The 17,163-nt window shown below is 46.4% G+C and carries 10 protein-coding genes; 2 read left to right on the top strand and 8 right to left on the bottom strand.

From position 1 onward, the window contains the following. Positions 1-124: 124 nt before the first annotated feature. From LS482_RS18260 to LS482_RS18295, 8 genes are all read right to left on the bottom strand, one after another. Positions 125-1,606: a potassium/proton antiporter gene (locus LS482_RS18260; protein WP_233028951.1), complete on the bottom strand. Its 1,482-nt coding sequence runs from the start codon at positions 1,604-1,606 to the stop codon at positions 125-127. Between the two features lie 68 nt (positions 1,607-1,674). Further along, positions 1,675-2,712 (bottom strand): GMP reductase, encoded by a 1,038-nt coding sequence (locus LS482_RS18265; protein ID WP_233028952.1) that lies wholly within the window; start codon positions 2,710-2,712, stop codon positions 1,675-1,677. 192 nt (positions 2,713-2,904) lie between these two features. Then, positions 2,905-5,313: an alpha-ketoacid dehydrogenase subunit alpha/beta gene (locus LS482_RS18270; RefSeq protein ID WP_233028953.1), complete on the bottom strand. Its 2,409-nt coding sequence runs from the start codon at positions 5,311-5,313 to the stop codon at positions 2,905-2,907. A gap of 188 nt (positions 5,314-5,501) precedes the next feature. Next, on the bottom strand, positions 5,502-6,074 hold the full coding sequence (locus LS482_RS18275) for a PhnA domain-containing protein (protein WP_233028954.1): 573 nt from the start codon (positions 6,072-6,074) through the stop codon (positions 5,502-5,504). 377 nt (positions 6,075-6,451) lie between these two features. Next, on the bottom strand, positions 6,452-9,343 hold the full coding sequence (locus LS482_RS18280; protein ID WP_233028955.1) for a gluzincin family metallopeptidase: 2,892 nt from the start codon (positions 9,341-9,343) through the stop codon (positions 6,452-6,454). A gap of 6 nt (positions 9,344-9,349) precedes the next feature. Continuing rightward, entirely contained in the window at positions 9,350-10,036 is a 687-nt protein-coding gene (locus tag LS482_RS18285; RefSeq protein ID WP_233028956.1) for an LOG family protein, read from the bottom strand. Positions 10,037-10,376: 340 nt separating this feature from the next. Next, entirely contained in the window at positions 10,377-13,208 is a 2,832-nt protein-coding gene (uvrA, locus tag LS482_RS18290; RefSeq protein WP_233028957.1) for an excinuclease ABC subunit UvrA, read from the bottom strand. Positions 13,209-13,531: 323 nt separating this feature from the next. Further along, positions 13,532-13,720, bottom strand: coding sequence for a carboxypeptidase-like regulatory domain-containing protein (locus LS482_RS18295; protein WP_233028958.1), 189 nt, complete (start codon positions 13,718-13,720; stop codon positions 13,532-13,534). A gap of 244 nt (positions 13,721-13,964) precedes the next feature. On the opposite strand from LS482_RS18295, the gene ychF reads away from it, so the two are divergent. Then, the gene (ychF, locus tag LS482_RS18300) at positions 13,965-15,056 is read left to right on the top strand and encodes a redox-regulated ATPase YchF (RefSeq protein ID WP_233028959.1); all 1,092 of its coding nucleotides are present in this window, start codon (positions 13,965-13,967) and stop codon (positions 15,054-15,056) included. A 185-nt stretch (positions 15,057-15,241) separates the two neighbouring features. Next, on the top strand, positions 15,242-17,098 hold the full coding sequence (locus LS482_RS18305) for a DNA topoisomerase IV subunit B (protein WP_233028960.1): 1,857 nt from the start codon (positions 15,242-15,244) through the stop codon (positions 17,096-17,098). The last annotated feature ends 65 nt before the right edge of the window (positions 17,099-17,163 follow it).

Here is a 17,163-nt window from a genome sequence, read left to right on the forward strand (position 1 = left end):
CAGGGAATGTAATTTTGAAATGTTTTTGATTCATAACGCTTAAACATTCTTCACATCATTGAACAATAAGACGGGGACAAAAATAAGGTCTCCGCCTGTTCTGTTTGGTTCCGGAGGTCCGTTGTTAATTTTTATGAACCGGTTCATCGATGTGCAGACAATCGTGAACCTGATCCAGTCCGTCGTTGTTTTCGGCTAGAACTACCAGGGAGTCCCCGGTTTCCAGCACTGTCATCCCGTTAGGAGTGATGTACTTCCCCTGTCGTTTTATCATGGCTATGATGGCATTTTTCGGAAAGTGAAGATCGACGATCTTTTTACCGACAGAAGGATTGTCATGCTGTAAATGGATTTCTTCCAGGGCAGATTTGGCGCTGTCTGCCAGGAATATGTCTACCGGGGTTTTGCGTTTCGCCTTTTGCGGCAGGGCCACATGTAACCATTTGGCTATGACGGAGAGGGTGGTTCCCTGTATAAGTACGGAAGTAACCGAAATAAAAAATACGATATTGAATATGATATCGGCCTTGTCAATTCCCGCAAGGAGGGGATAAGTGGCAAAAACAATAGGGACGGCACCACGAAGTCCCACCCATGAGATATACCAGCGTCTGCGGAACTTCATTTTAAAAAAGGCAAGGCTTAAAAAGACACTTACCGGGCGGGCCACAAATATAAGGAAGAGCGAAATAAGCATGCCGATACCGAAAATAGGGGGGATATGGCTTGGGTATACAAGCAGCCCCAGGGTGAGGAACAGGGCGATCTGCATAAGCCAGGCCAGCCCGTCGAACATCCGCATGATGGTCTTTTTGTGGATGATATCCTGGTTTCCGAGATATACGGCACACAGGTAGACGGCCAGGAAGCCGTTGCCTCCCAGAAAATTCGTAGCAGAAAATGCGAAGAACATAAGGGCAATGACCAGAACCGGGTATAGTCCCTCGAAATCGATATTGATCCTATTGACAACAAACTTCCCCGCTTTACCAAAGAGAAAACCCAGGAGCGCACCCAGTATTATTTGCGTAAAAAACACGGGAATAATAGACCATATATTTTCATCCTGGTTGACAACCAGTCCGAGAAAGGCGATCGTAAGGAAATAGGCCATGGGATCGTTACTCCCGCTTTCCAGCTCCAGGGTGGGCCTTATGTTGGTTTTCAGTGCAATATTCTTTGACCGCAGTATAGAAAATACTGCCGCGGCATCGGTAGACGATACGATAGAGCCGAGCAAAAGGCCCTCGTAAATGGTAAAATCGGTAACAGCCCATATAAATACACCCAGGGATGTAGCAGTGATCAAAACCCCCAGTGTGGAAAGTGATATGCCCTGCCAGAAAACGGGTTTGATACTTTTCCAGTTGGTGTCCAGTCCCCCTGAAAAGAGAATGAAGTTCAGGGATACGATGCCGATGAACTGGGCGGTCTTCGGGTCATCGAAATAAATACCTCCTATTCCTTCGGAACCCGCCAGCATCCCCACGGCAAGGAACAATATCAATGTGGGGAGCCCCACGCGGTAGGACGTCTTTCCGGCGAGTATACTGATAAACAACAGGGCAGAACCTATAAGTAAAATGTTTTCCGTAGTAATATTCATAATTATGCAAACAAAAGATGGCAACCGGGTTTTCCGATATCCGGACAACGGGGCTCAGGCTGCTGCTGTTATTCAAAAATCTCGTTGTGCTGTTCCATAACACGGATAAACGTGGTGCGTTTGGTGAGCTCCTTGAGCCGTTGTGCCCCTACATAGGTACATGTAGAACGAAGGCTCCCGAGGATATCTTTTACGGTAGTGCCCACCTTCCCCTTGTAAGGTATTTCCACGGTTTTTCCTTCGCTGGCACGATATGCTGCCATGCCTCCCGTGTGTTTTTCCATGGCGGTTTCGGAGCTCATTCCGTAGAACTGTTTGTACTTTTTACCGTCTTTTTCTATGGTCTCGCCGCCGCTTTCCGAATGTCCGGCAAGCATTCCGCCGAGCATTACAAAATCGGCGCCGCCGCCAAATGCCTTGGCAATATCCCCCGGAATTTTACACCCGCCGTCGGAGATGATCTGTCCGCCCAGTCCGTGGGCCGCATCTGCACACTCTATGATAGCAGATAACTGTGGGTAACCGACCCCTGTTTTTATCCTTGTGGTACAGACACTTCCGGGGCCTATGCCCACCTTGATGATATCGGCTCCGGCCAACAGGAGTTCTTCCACCATTTCCCCTGTAACGACATTTCCCGCAATAATAACCTTGTCCGGGTATTGTTGCCGGGTTTCCTTGACGAACTCTACAAAATGTTCGGAATATCCGTTGGCAACATCAATACAGATAAACAGAATCCGGGGGAACTGTCGTAACAGGAGATTCAGTTTTTCCGCATCTTTTTTTCCTGTTCCCGTACTTATGGCTATGTAATCCGTGATATTTGTGCTGCTGTTTTCCATAAAAACCTGCCATTGTTCCGGGGTGTAATGTTTGTGGATGGCAGTGATAAGTTGGTGTCCGGAGAGTTCAACAGCCATTTCAAATGTTCCTACGGTATCCATATTGGCGGCAATAACCGGGATTCCGCTCCACGTTTTACCCGTATGCATAAATTTGAACTCTCTTTTGAGACTAACGGCAGCCCTTGATTTCAGTGTAGACCTTTTGGGGCGTATCATCACATCTTTAAACCCCAGTTTTATATCGTTTTCTATCCGCATGGCACTATTCTTTTCCTAATTTTTTACTAAAGAAAAGCATTATACCAAAAAAATCCTACATAGAATGAATTTTTTTGAACGTGCGGTTCGCATTACCGTGATCATTCCGTATTACTGTTTTGAAAATAACAGTGAAACAGCACGCTCCCGGTAAACGCCGCGTACAAAATAAATTGAATATATAACGGGGAATTATCTTAATCCGGGATATTTTCGCGGATCGGTCTCGTGCATAATGTCGTATACCTTTTCGAAAATATCTTCTGCGTTGGGTTTGGAGAAATAATCACCATCGGTCCCGTATGCCGGTCTGTGCGGTTGTGCGGAAAGTGTTTGCGGAGCACTGTCGAGGTAGCGATAGGCCCCCTGTTTTTCCACGACTTCCTGCATAAGATATGCCGAGGCCCCGCCGGGTACATCTTCATCGATGATGAGCAGGCGGTTCGTTTTCTTTACACTTTCAACGGTTTCGTGGTGTATGTCAAACGGTAAAAGCGTTTGTGCGTCAATGACTTCTGCGTTTATACCCACTTCCAGTAAATCCCTGGTGACCTGTTCAACGATCCTGAGTGTAGAACCGTAAGAAAGCAGGGTAATATCCGTGCCCTCTTTCACAACTTCAACTTTACCGATGGGGGTTCTGAATTCTCCCAGGTTATCGGGTAATTGTTCTTTCAGCCGGTAACCGTTTAGGCTTTCTATGATGAGTGCAGGTTCGTCACTTTCCATGAGGGTGTTGTAAAATCCGGCGGCCTTGGTCATGTTCCTGGGGGTAAGGATATACATTCCCCGAAGCAGGTGGATGAGTCCGCCCATCTGGGAACCTGCATGCCATATCCCTTCCAGGCGGTGTCCCCGGGTTCTTACGATCACCGGGGCTTTTTGTTTGCCCATGGTCCGGTAGTGGAGTGACGCCAGATCGTCACTCATGGTTTGCAGGGCATACAGGATATAATCCAGGTATTGTATTTCGGCGATAGGTCTTAACCCTCTCAGGGCTAACCCGATACCTTGCCCGAGAATAGTGGCTTCCCTGATGCCCGTATCGGCCACACGTATTTCACCATATTTTTTCTGAAGACCTTCCAGTCCCTGGTTTACATCACCGATATTGCCGCTGTCCTCTCCGAAAACCAGGGCGTTGGAATATTTGGAAAAGAGGCTGTCGAAATTGTCCCGGATGATGATACGCCCGTCTACAGATTTCGGGTTTTCACTGTATTCCGGTAATACTTCGGTTATGGCCGTAGCTTTATCTGGAAGTTCACTGTACAGGTGCGAGCTGTATTTGGGCTGTTCTTCCCGGAGGTAATTGGTGATCCAGGCCGCAAGCCTTTCCTTTTCTTCTGACGGTTCGTGTATAACATAACGCAAGGCACGCCTGGTCAGGGAAAGAAGGTCCTTTTTGACAGGTTCGTCTATGGCTATGAGGTCGTTCTTTAACTTGCTGATAAAGGACTTGTTGGTACTTCCGCTAGCCAGGTCATCGAGCAGGGCGACCGCTTCTTTCTTTTTGTTTTTTATGGGGGTAGTGAATTCTGTCCAGGCTTCTTTCTTGGATTCCCTGACTTCCCTTTTCACTTCTTTTTCCAGGGTGGTCAGGTCTTCTTCCGTGGCAAAGCCGTTGTCAATGAGCCATTCCCGCATCTTCAGGTTGCAGTCGTGTGCTTTTTCCCACTCCAGTCGCTCCTTATCCTTGTAACGTTCGTGCGATCCGGAGGTGGAATGCCCCTGGGGCTGGGTGAGCTCCGTAACATGAATAAGTACCGGAACGTGTTCTTCACGGGCCAGTTTCCCTGCATTCTCATAGGCTTCCACAAGGGCAGGATAATCCCAGCCCTTTACCACAACAATTTCGATGCCGGGCCGGTCATCACGCTGAAAGCCTTTCATTACTTCGGAGATGTTCTCTTTGGTGGTCTGGTGTTTTGCATGGACGGAGATACCGTACATGTCGTCCCATATACTCATCACCAGGGGAACCTGCAATACTCCTGCAGCATTCATGGTTTCAAAGAAGAGCCCTTCGCTGGTGCTCGCATTTCCTATGGTGCCCCAGGCCACTTCATTGCCGTTTACAGAGAAATTGCTGCTGTCCATTTCCCCGGCATTCCTGTAGATTTTGGAGGCCTGGGCAAGTCCCAGCAAACGGGGCATCTGGGCGGCAGTAGGTGAAATATCACCGCTGCTGTTCTTTTGCTCCGTCAGATTTTTCCAGCTCCCGTCGTCGTTGAGGTTGTGAGTCAGGAAATGTCCGCCCATCTGCCTTCCGGCACTCATGGGTTCCTTCTCAATATCCGTATGGGCATAGAGCCCTGCGAAAAAGTGTTTTGCGCTGAATTCACCTATGGCCATCATAAAGGTTTGATCCCTGTAATAGCCACTGCGGAAATCGCCGTTTTTGAAGGCCCGGGCCATCGCCAGTTGTGGAACTTCCTTTCCGTCACCGAAAATACCGAACTTGGCCTTTCCCGTCAGGACTTCCCTTCGCCCCAACACACTGCACTCCCTGCTCATTACAGCTATCCTGTAGTCGTGCAGTACCTGGGTTTTAAAATCGTTGAAGGTAATATCTTTTTGAGAATCTGTTTCGGTATGCATAGTGTTGTTTTAAAGGAGTACAAAAGTAAGGAAAACATTCCTTTTTTGCAAGGCTGAATCGGGTTGATAACATGATATTTTGATAATTTAAAACCCATTTTTTTAATAAAAAACCAAAATTTTTTAATTTGTCAGCTTTTTGTTGCATATTCTCTAAAACTTCTAATGGGATTTCCGGTTCAGGAAAATTATGTCTTTTTTACAAATTTAGTAAGGATCACAATCTGTTGTCCGGCTATCTTTCCTTCAATCTGTTCCGGATTGTCGGCTACGAGGGAGATCTTTCTCACTGCCGTTCCCCGTTTTGCAGTAAGGGAAGTGCCTTTTACCTTCAGATCCTTGATGAGCACAACCGTATCCCCGGTCTCCAGAACCATGCCGTTACTGTCCAGGTGTTTTATGGCCTTTTCTTTCTCCTTTTCGCCTGCTGCTGCCCAGGCCAGGGTTGTTTCATCGAGATACATTATGTCAAGGAGATCTTGCGGCCAGCCTTCCGGCTTTAACCGCTGAAGCATGCGCCATGCCACGACCTGTACTGCAGGGACAGTACTCCACATGCTGTCGTTGAGGCAACGCCAGTGGTTCGGGTCCGTAGTACCTGGATTTTCTATTTGCCGCAGACAGGTTTCGCTGATCAATATACAGGCATCTGCCCCCTGAACCGGGGCAAAAGGTACTTCGTAAACACATAAATGGTCTGTTGCACCGCTAAGTTCACAAACAGAGCCACTTCTTTGATGCAATTGTTCTTCTATACTCATTCTTTGATTTAATATATGACAGGGCAAATATAGCGGAATAAAGGTTTACGGCATGTGAAAAGATCATCGGAAGAAGTGTAAACACGTTTCCCGGATCGTGAGTGGTTATATTTTGCAGTTGTTTGAATAACAGATAAGAATAAAATATTCCGTTATGTTTAACAGGTTGGTTTTTAGTGTTTTTACCGCCATTCCGTATATGAGTTCAGTATCCGTTTGAGTAATAAACCTTATCATTTGTCTTGATATGACTTTTACAACGGTAATTTTTGGGAAATTACAGGAGAACGCTTAAACATTATTCACGATATATTTAATAACCGTCCCGGCGTATAAGTGAAAGTCTTTTCTTCTCTGAAACAGGTGCGTCTGCCCCGTTAGAACCATTTCCTGGTAAAGAGTTTTACAAGTGTCTTGGGTTGCAGAGTAACGATAAAGCGTATTTTCTGGTCGTACCGGGGCTGTGCTATTTCCCAGCCGTTATTGGAATAGAGGGGGAAGTAGAGTTCGAAGTAATCGGTAACCAGGTTCAGGCGGATACCGGAATCATAGACAAACCGTCCCGGTTCCCGTTTACTTTTCAGCCAGCCTATATCGCCGTAGAGCTCCACCCACTTCCAGATATTGAAACTGGCATTGGTGGTAATCATCCAGTTATTGGCGTAGGGGTCTTCGAATTTTGATTTGAAGCCTCCCTCGGCAATAATGATCTCCTGGCTGAGTATCCCGGTGGTCTCCGACCTTCCGAGGTAACCGAAGTCAAAAAGGTAGTCTGTAGGACGGTCCAGGGCAAAGCTGAAATAATCAGAACTGGTATCGTTATAGATGAACTTACCGGCAAACAACCTCACGTTGAGCTGCCGGTTGTTCTGGTACAATTTCCTGAACTCGAGATCAAAGGAGAGTTTTGAAAAATTGTTGGCCAGCTGGAAATCGGTAAACCAGGAGAAATGGTTGATAATGCCGTTATTCGAATAGGAATACCGGGTGTTGAATACGCTGTAATCGGGATCGGTATCGTCGGTGTTTATAGTCTCGTCTTTTTCGCGGATGACATTGATAAAACGGAACGTGAGCGATTCCCTTTTGTTGGACCGAAAATCATCTGTCCGGAAACCGAGACTTATGGCTGGTGTTATGGTGCTGTATCTTAAATCTTTGGCGTAGTGATAACTGGAACCGCTTACCGAAAAAGTGGCCAGGTAGAGATTACCTTGGTCGAGGTAGTTCCGGTAGGCAATTAAGCCCGAACCTACCAGTGCTTTTTCTTTGGTACCGTAAGAAGGAGTAAGGTCGTAAAGAAAGGGTTTGGCCGTCAGGGCCTTGTTGTGTAAACGCATTCCGGCCACAACGCCGTCATAGTAGTTGTAGGTGGCTGTGGGGACGTAGAATACCTGGTTGTAATAGGGGTTTTCCGCATCTTTAAAGAACCGGAACTTCAGCCTTCTGTTCTGGGAGAAAAAACCGTTGAGGGACTTCCAGTTGTCACGCTGGTTGAACTCGGGAATGATTTTGTCGTAATTGAGTACCAGCCTTTTTTCATTGTTATTCGGGATGCGGAATGTTTTTTCGCCGACAATGTTTTCAAACCAGTATTTGGAAAGCACAGTATCGTTGCGTACCCCGAAAAGCGAAACGGGAACATTGGTGCGCCTTTTGTTTTTAATGGTGACGAAGATGGAGTCTTCGGTCTTCTTCACCTTCTTTATGGTGAAATCTATTTTGTGCCGTGTACTTACGTATTCGTCAAAAAACCAGTCGATGTTTTTTGGGGTATCCGTTTTGAGGTTTTTTTCAAAATCACGGGCATTGACATATTCCAGGCGGTAATTGTTGTAAAAGCCCTTTATTTTTTTAGGGATGCTACCGTCCCCGAGATAGTTTTCCAGGTAAACCAGCCCGAGTCCTGCCTTGTATTTCCCTGCAATTTTTTCATTGAATTTTATGAGTTCGTCCTTGGGTGTGGCGATCGCCTGGTCTATGTTCTTGCTGGCCATGAGCATAAACATGAGGGGGTATTGTTCATTGAATCCCTTCTTGGCCAGGTGGAAACTGCGTACGAGCCATATGTCGGAAAGTTTTCCCATGAGTTTTATGTCAGGGTAAAACGTTTCCACATATTTTATCATCAGGTAGGTTTGTATGGCGTCGGCGATCCATTTGTCTTTCCGGGTGTCCAGGAACAATGTGTTTTCAAGGTAATTGTTCAGTGCGGTTTTCAGTAACTTCATTTCGTACTGGAACTCTTCCGGGAAGGGGCGTAAAAAAGCGGGTAACTGGTTAAGTCCGTAAAGCGGGGTTTTCCGGTATTCGGTTTCGGTGACCAGCAGCCTGGAGTGCGGGTATTTCCCAAGATTGTCGTAAATGAAATGGATGATTCGGTCTGTCGTCAGTGTCTTGACCTCTTCAGACAGGTCCTTGGAGACGATGTTGGTAATAAGCGACAGATTGGTGTTTGTATAGGTAGTGAAACTGTTCTTTTTTTCCAGGTACAGCTTTATGTCGTTCCTGTCTTTGCCTGTGAGTACCGCCTGTTGCAGATGGTCTATGTTTTTTGATTCTTTAAGGTTGAGGTCGGTATTGAGAACGTAACCTTCGGGGTAATTGAATACTATTTCATAATCGGTTTTGTCTGTATAGAGGTCGTCAAGGTCCTTGTTGCTGTACAATACCCAATCATCGTTATATACTGCCGGGGTAATATACCAGTACCTTAGTTTGAAATTCCCGTTCTCTTCATAGCCGTATCTGGTAAATTCCGCGGAGGGAATTTTGACAGAATAGGACAACTTTAGGAGGAAGTCGTCTCCCGGGTACACGGGAAAATTTAATTGCACCCTGATAATGTCTTTGGAGTCCATTCGTTGCCATCCTATAGGAGTAAAATTTTTATCGACGATGGAAATGACCTTCGTGCTTCCCCTGACTTTGTTTTTGGCCAGATGCAGGCTTTTGTTGAATTCCTCCCCGAACCTTTTGGCCAGGGCCGTGTTTTTCCCTGAGTAGGCATTGTTCCAGTCGGTAAGATAAATGGCATTGAGCGTATCGGAAGAACGGTTGTGGAAACTGATTTCCTGCTGAATATTAATGGTTTTTGTCTCCGGAAGAAACCTGGCAACGATGGTCTGTTTATTTTGTGCGGTAAGATCGGCGGAAACCAGCAACACTATAATGAGAAAAAAGAGGGGAAAAACGGAAAAACACCGCATCAATGCGGGCAACCGGTATCTGTATGCAAGATGTTTTACGCTTTTATAGTGTTGTGGCATTTTATTTTAAAAGTTAGGACTGAGGTTGGACTCTTTGTAAAAGGAATCTAATATATCAAGTACTTCATCTTCGGTATCTACGATTTTTACAAGATCCATATCCTGGGGGCTGATATTTCCATGTGATTCCAGGAGGGTAGTCCGGACCCACTCAAAAAGGCCTCCCCAAAATTCGGACCCCACCAGAATAATGGGAAATTTACCGATTTTTTTAGTTTGTATAAGGGTAATGGCTTCAAAAAGTTCGTCCAAAGTGCCAAAGCCCCCGGGCATGACCACAAACCCCTGGGCATACTTGACAAACATCACTTTGCGAACAAAGAAGTAATCGAAATTCAGGTTTTTGTCGCTATCGATATACGGGTTGTCGTGTTGTTCGAAGGGGAGGTCGATGTTGAGCCCTACGGAGGTGCCTCCTCCGAGGTGTGCCCCTTTGTTCCCCGCTTCCATAATACCGGGGCCTCCGCCGGTAATGACCCCATATCCGTGGTTTACGATTTTATAGGCGATTTTTTGAGCCAGGTCGTAATACTTTTCCCCCGGTTTTGTTCTTGCCGACCCGAAAATGGACACGCACGGGCCTATCTGGCTCATTTTTTCATATCCGTTTACAAATTCGCCCATGATCTTGAATATGGCCCAGGAATCGTTGGCCTTGATCTGGTTCCAGCCTTTGTGATGTTTATTGTTCATTCTTCAGTTCAAATTAAATAAGGTTACTTTCTGTCCATCTAACGCGGTGGGGTAGTTTCCCGGTATCCCGGTCCTCCTGTTCGAAGCGGCGGGAATTTTGTTTGCCGGTCCCGACCGGTTGTACAAACAGGCCCGAAGCAAGCGTGTGAGTATGGTACAGTGTCCCTATTTTTACTTTTCTTTTTTAAATTCGGTTTATCCGGTGTTAATATATTGTTTTTATTTTGATTAATTTCAACCTGTATGAATGTTTATATCCGCAAATGCACAAAAACCTGCCGGTTTTATTTGTTGTACTACAGGCAAAGATACACCTGGTTTTCCCTGAGTGGTAATCACACTAATACAATTCTTTTTTCAGGAACTTGGCCGTATAACTTTCAGGGTGTTCCGCCACTTCTTCGGGGCTCCCGGTCGTAACGATCTGTCCGCCTGCTTTTCCGCCTTCGTAGCCGATATCGATCAGGTAGTCTGCCATTTTTATCACATCAATATTGTGTTCTATGATGAGAACAGTGTTGCCCTTGTCTACCAGTTGGTTGAGTACGTCCATCAGGACCCGGATATCTTCAAAATGAAGTCCTGTTGTGGGTTCGTCCAGGATGTAAAAGGTGTTTCCGGTATCCCTTTTGGAGAGTTCGGTAGCCAGTTTAATGCGTTGTGCCTCCCCGCCGGAAAGTGTTGTGGACTGTTGTCCCAGGGTGATGTATCCCAGGCCGACATCCTGAATGGTCTTGAGTTTCCTGTAGATCTTGGGAATGTTCTCAAAGAACTCCACCGATTCGTTGATGGTCATGTTGAGGACATCCGAAATGGATTTCCCCTTGTACCGTATTTCCAGTGTTTCGCGGTTAAACCGTTTTCCCTGGCAGGTCTCGCACTCTACGTAGACATCGGGCAGAAAATTCATTTCTATGACTTTTACCCCCGCTCCCTTGCAGGTTTCGCACCTTCCTCCCGCAACATTAAAACTGAAGCGGCCGGGTTTGTACCCGCGTATCATGGCCTCCGGGGTCTTGGAAAAGAGATTGCGTATTTCGCTGAACACCCCGGTATATGTAGCGGGATTGGACCGCGGCGTCCTTCCTATGGGCGACTGGTTGATGTCTATAACCTTGTCAATGTGCTCCAGTCCCTTAATGCTTTTATACGGCAGCGGTTTTTTTACGGCATTGAAAAAATGTGCGTTCAGGATAGGGTAAAGCGTTTCATTGATGAGGGTCGATTTTCCGCTTCCGGATACCCCGGTAACCCCGATCATTTTGCCGAGCGGAAGGGTAACATCCACATCTTTGAGGTTGTTCCCGCTACAGCCTTTTAAGTGAATTGACTTCCCGTTGCCTTTCCTGCGTTTTTCGGGGACTGCTATGCTTCTGGTGCCGTTCAGGTAATCTGCAGTAAGGGTGTGGTGTTTTTTTAATTCTTCCGGATGCCCCTGCGAAATGATCTCCCCGCCGTGCCGGCCCGCTTTCGGGCCAATGTCGATAACGTGGTCTGCCCGTTCGATCATGTCCTTGTCGTGTTCCACCACGATCACGGAATTCCCGATATCCCGGAGAGACTGCAATGAATTGATAAGCCGTTCGTTGTCGCGCTGGTGCAGGCCTATGCTGGGTTCATCGAGGATGTAGAGTACCCCGACAAGTTGAGAGCCGATCTGCGTGGCCAGGCGGATACGCTGTGCCTCCCCGCCGGAAAGGGATTTGGAACCCCGGTTCAGGGCGAGGTAATTCAAACCCACGTCCAGGAGGAATTTCAGGCGGGAATTGATCTCCTTCAGGACCTCTTCAGCTATTTTAAACTGCTTTTCGGAGAGGTGTTCCGGCAACTTCTCAAACCACTTTGCCAGGTCTGAAATATCCATCGAAGCGAGTTCGGCAATGTTCTTGTCATCAATCCTGAAATAGAGGGACTCCTTCCGCAGCCGTGAGCCTTCACATTCGGAGCAGCTCACCTTGTCCATGTATTCCTTGGCCCAGCGCCTTACGGAAGCCGAGGGGTTTTCCTTATACTGGTTCTGGATGAAGTTGATAATACCTTCGAAATCAATTCTGTAGTCGCGTGTAATGCCCAGTGTTTTGGAGGCTACGGAAAATTTTTCATTACCGCCGTAAAGAACCATGTTAAGGGCCTCCTCCGGAATGTCTTTTATGGGATCGGTGAGCTTAAAGTCAAAACGTTGTGCAATGATCTCTACCTGTTTGAATATCCACGACTTTTTATATTCGCCCAGCGGAGCGATCCCGCCCGATTTTATGGTAGCATTGCGATTGGGGATGATCTTTTGGATATTGATCTCCCGTACCGAGCCCAGGCCGCTGCAATGCGGGCACATACCCTTGGGGGAATTGAAAGAGAAAGTGTTGGGCTCCGGGTTGGGGTAGGAGATCCCTGTAGAAGGGCACATGAGGGTACGGCTGAAATACCGGGCCTGTTCACTGCCGTGCTCCATGACCATCAGTACATCATCTCCGTGATACATGGCCGTATTGATGCTCTCCATGAGCCTTTTCTGTAATTCTTCATCTTCATTTACCCGGAGCCGGTCTATGACGATTTCAATATCGTGTGTTTTGTAACGGTCTATTTTCATCCCCTTTTCGAGGTCCCTTATTTCCCCGTCTACCCGTACTTTTACAAAACCCTGTTTGGCAATTTGTTCAAAGAGCTCACGGTAGTGCCCTTTTCTGGATTTGATCACGGGGGAGAGGATGTGCACTTTTTTTCCTGCAAAATCTTCGAGGATGAGGTCTTTGATCTGCTCATCGCTGTAGCTTACCATTTTTTCGTCGGTGTTATAGCTGTAGGCGTCTGCTGCCCGGGCATAAAGCAGTCGCAGGAAGTCGTATATTTCCGTAATGGTCCCTACCGTGGAACGGGGGGAGCGCGAAGTGGTTTTCTGTTCTATGGCAATGACCGGGGAGAGTCCGTCTATTTTATCCACGTCCGGGCGTTCCAGTCCGCCCAGGAACTGTCGTGCATAGGCAGAAAAAGTCTCTATATACCTGCGTTGTCCTTCGGCATAGATCGTGTCAAAGGCGAGCGAGGATTTCCCGCTCCCGGACAGCCCGGTGATCACCACGAGTTTTTCCCGCGGAATGGTAACATCTATGTTTTTGAGGTTGTGAACCCTCGCCCCGAGGACTTCAATATTTTCTTCGTAATTCGTCATGAGAAATGCTTAAAAACAGCTTTTTGGACAAAGTGACGAAATTACGAATTTTCTACTTATTTTTATGCTATAGTGTGTTACAAATACTTTTTATATTCAGGCATGCGTTTCTGCCCGGTTGTACTTTTGTTTCGGGATCAGGGATTTGTCCGAATACCGGTGAACACTTACTTAAAACCGGTTTTGCATTATGACTTGAAATGCTGATGATACGTGAGTTTTGAAATTATAGAATCATGAACGCTGAATGATGAATGTCGAATGTCGAAGTGAGGTTAGATATTTTGACGGAAAAATTTCATCATTCGACATTCTCCGGTTCGTTATTCGTAATTTCCGGAAACCTCGATCTCGTATTTACCGTTAAAATCCGTAGTGGCGCCATTGGTAGTTCCTTTTTCTACTACATTTACTCCTGCCAGGGGGGGGGGTGCCGCTCTCGTCGGTAACCGTACCGGAGATGTTTTTTGGGCATTAGCAAAATGTAAACTGGCGATCAGGGTGCATAGCAAGCAAGTTCTTTCATGATTTATTGTGTTAGTTGACGTGAATTTACTATTAAAAATATGTAAATAATAGTTATTTTTTAACGTTTTTTGGTTAAAAAACATTCTTTATAGTCAGAATTATAAAAATAAAAAGAAAGGGTTGCCTTTTTTATATTTTGTTTTCAGATGAGGGAATTTGGTATGGAGAAACCTATTAAAAAATTGTAGTTAATTCCTCTTATATTTGCAGTCGCAAAAAAATAAAAAGATGAAAGCTGGAATAGTAGGATTACCCAATGTGGGAAAGTCAACCTTGTTTAACTGTTTGTCTAATGCCAAGGCACAAAGCGCCAATTTTCCGTTCTGTACCATTGAACCCAACCTGGGGGTGGTAAATGTGCCTGACTACAGGCTGGAAAAACTGGAGGGATTGGTTAAACCGGAAAGGGTAATGCCTGCAACGGTGGAGATCGTAGATATTGCCGGGCTGGTAAAAGGGGCCAGCAAAGGGGAAGGCTTAGGGAACCAGTTCCTCGGAAATATCAGGGAATGCCATGCCATTATCCACGTATTGCGTTGTTTTGACAACGGTAATATTGTACATGTGGACGGTAGTGTAGACCCTGTACGGGACAAGGAAACGATAGATATGGAATTGCAGCTTAAAGACCTGGAAACCGTAGAAAAACGACTGGAAAAAGTGAACAGGGCGGCTAAAACCGGCGATAAAGAGGCACAGAAGGAACAGGCGGTGCTGCAAAAATTTAAAACGGCGCTGGAAAGCGGGATTTCTGCGAGGGCAGTAGACGTTAACGAAGAAGAAAAGGAGATCATTAAGGGATTCCAGTTGCTTACCGCAAAGCCTATCCTGTACGTTTGTAATGTAGATGAAGCTTCGGCCAAAGAGGGTAACGCTTATGTGGATAAGGTGAAAGAAGCGGTAAAAGACGAAGATGCCGAGATTATCGTCCTTGCTGTCGGCACGGAAGCAGATATTGCCGAACTGGAAGACTATGAAGAACAGCAAATGTTCCTCCAGGACATAGGACTGGAAGAACCCGGTGTTGCCAGGCTTATAAGGACGGCCTATAAGCTCCTTGACCTGCAGACCTATTTCACGGCCGGGGTCAAGGAAGTAAGGGCATGGACCGTTAATGTGGGCGCTACGGCACCCCAGGCAGCCGGAGTGATCCATACCGATTTTGAAAAAGGGTTTATCCGTGCGGAAGTCATAAGTTATGAAGATTATGTAACCTATGGCAGCGAGGCAAAAGTAAAGGAAGCCGGGAAAATGCGGGTGGAAGGTAAGGAGTACATCGTGCAGGACGGCGATGTGATGCATTTCCGGTTTAACGTATAGGCCAAACAAAATATGGAAATATACGGGGGGATTGTACATCCGGTATCCGAACTCGCAAATACGTGTTTCAGTGTGCCTGTTAATCAACAATATTGTCACTCTTATTGTTGATTAAATTAATTTTTACGCCTTTCATAATTTGGCCGGAGTTGCTATATTAGCGTCTGAACCAAACTTCTTATAAAATGTCGCAAACGTCTCAGTACACCGAAGAAAATATACGTTCACTGGATTGGAAAGAGCACATCAGGATGCGTCCCGGAATGTATATCGGTAAGCTGGGGGATGGTTCCAGTGCCGATGACGGTATCTATATCCTTCTGAAGGAAGTGACAGATAACTGTATAGACGAATTTGTGATGGGGGCCGGAAAAACCATCGAAATAAGCGTACAGGGCAATAAGGTAACTGTGCGCGACTACGGGCGGGGGATACCCCTCGGGAAAGTGGTTGACGTAGTGTCCAAGATGAACACCGGCGGGAAATACGATTCCAAGGCCTTTAAAAAATCAGTAGGGCTCAACGGGGTCGGCACCAAGGCAGTGAATGCCCTGTCTTCCTTTTTCCGGGTGGAATCCACAAGGGATGGTAAATCCAAGTCTGCTGAATTTGAACTCGGCAGCCTGGTCAATGAAGAAGAACTTTCCGAGACTTCGAGACGGAGGGGGACCAAAGTGTCTTTTATACCGGACGAGGCGATATTCAAGCACTACAAGTTCCGGAATGAATACATAGAACGGATGATCAAGAACTATGTTTATCTCAATCCGGGATTGACCATAGTTTTCAACGGGGAAAAGTTCTATTCCGAAAACGGTCTCAGGGACCTGCTGGAGGACAATAACAATATGGAAGACATGCTGTACCCCATCATCCACCTGAAGGGTACGGATATTGAAGTGGCGATAACTCACAGTAAAACACAGTACAGCGAAGAATACCATTCTTTTGTGAACGGACAGAACACCACCCAGGGAGGAACACACCTGTCCGCTTTCCGGGAAGCGGTAGTAAAGACCGTCCGGGATTTTTACGGAAAGAGTTTCGATGCATCCGATATACGCAAGTCCATCATCGCGGCAGTCTCTATCAAGGTAATGGAGCCTGTTTTCGAAAGCCAGACCAAAACCAAACTGGGATCGACGGATATGGGTGACGGACTGCCTACGGTGAGAACCTATATCAACGATTTTATCGGTACACAGCTCGATAATTACCTGCATAAAAACCCGGAAACGGCAGAAAAGCTGCAACGAAAGATATTACAGGCCGAACGGGAACGCAAGGAACTGTCCGGCATAAGAAAGCTGGCCAAGGAACGGGCCAAAAAAGCCAGCCTGCACAATAAGAAATTGAGGGATTGCCGGGTGCACCTTACCAATATGAAAAATAACAAGCGGCTGGAATCCACTCTTTTCATTACCGAGGGGGACTCTGCTTCGGGGTCCATTACCAAGTCCAGGAATGTCAATACACAGGCCGTATTCAGCCTTAGGGGAAAACCGCTGAATTCTTACGGGATGACCAAAAAGGTGGTGTATGAGAATGAAGAATTCAACCTGCTGCAGGCCGCTTTGAATATAGAAGAATCTTTTGAAGACCTTCGCTATAACAATATCGTTATTGCTACCGATGCCGATGTGGACGGGATGCACATTCGACTGCTGCTTATCACTTTCTTCCTGCAGTTCTTTCCCGAACTCATCAAGGAAGGACATCTCTATATCCTGCAAACTCCGCTTTTCCGGGTGAGGAACAAAAAAGAGACCATATATTGCTACAGCGAAGAAGAAAGAAAGGCTGCCATACGTAAACTGAAGGGAAAGCCCGAAATAACCAGGTTTAAGGGACTCGGAGAGATTTCTCCCGACGAATTCAAACACTTTATCGGTGACAATATCAGACTGGACCCCGTAATGCTCGACAAGGCCATGTCTATTGATAACCTGTTACAGTTTTATATGGGTAAGAACACGCCGGACCGACAGGAGTTCATTATCAATAACCTGAAAGTGGAACTGGACCTGATCGAGGAAGAATAACGGTGGCCATACGCATACCCCGACCGCTTTTCAATCAATAACGACAACCATCACCGTAACGTTTA

Source organism: Sinomicrobium kalidii, from assembly GCF_021183825.1.
GTDB lineage: Bacteria > Bacteroidota > Bacteroidia > Flavobacteriales > Flavobacteriaceae > Sinomicrobium > Sinomicrobium kalidii.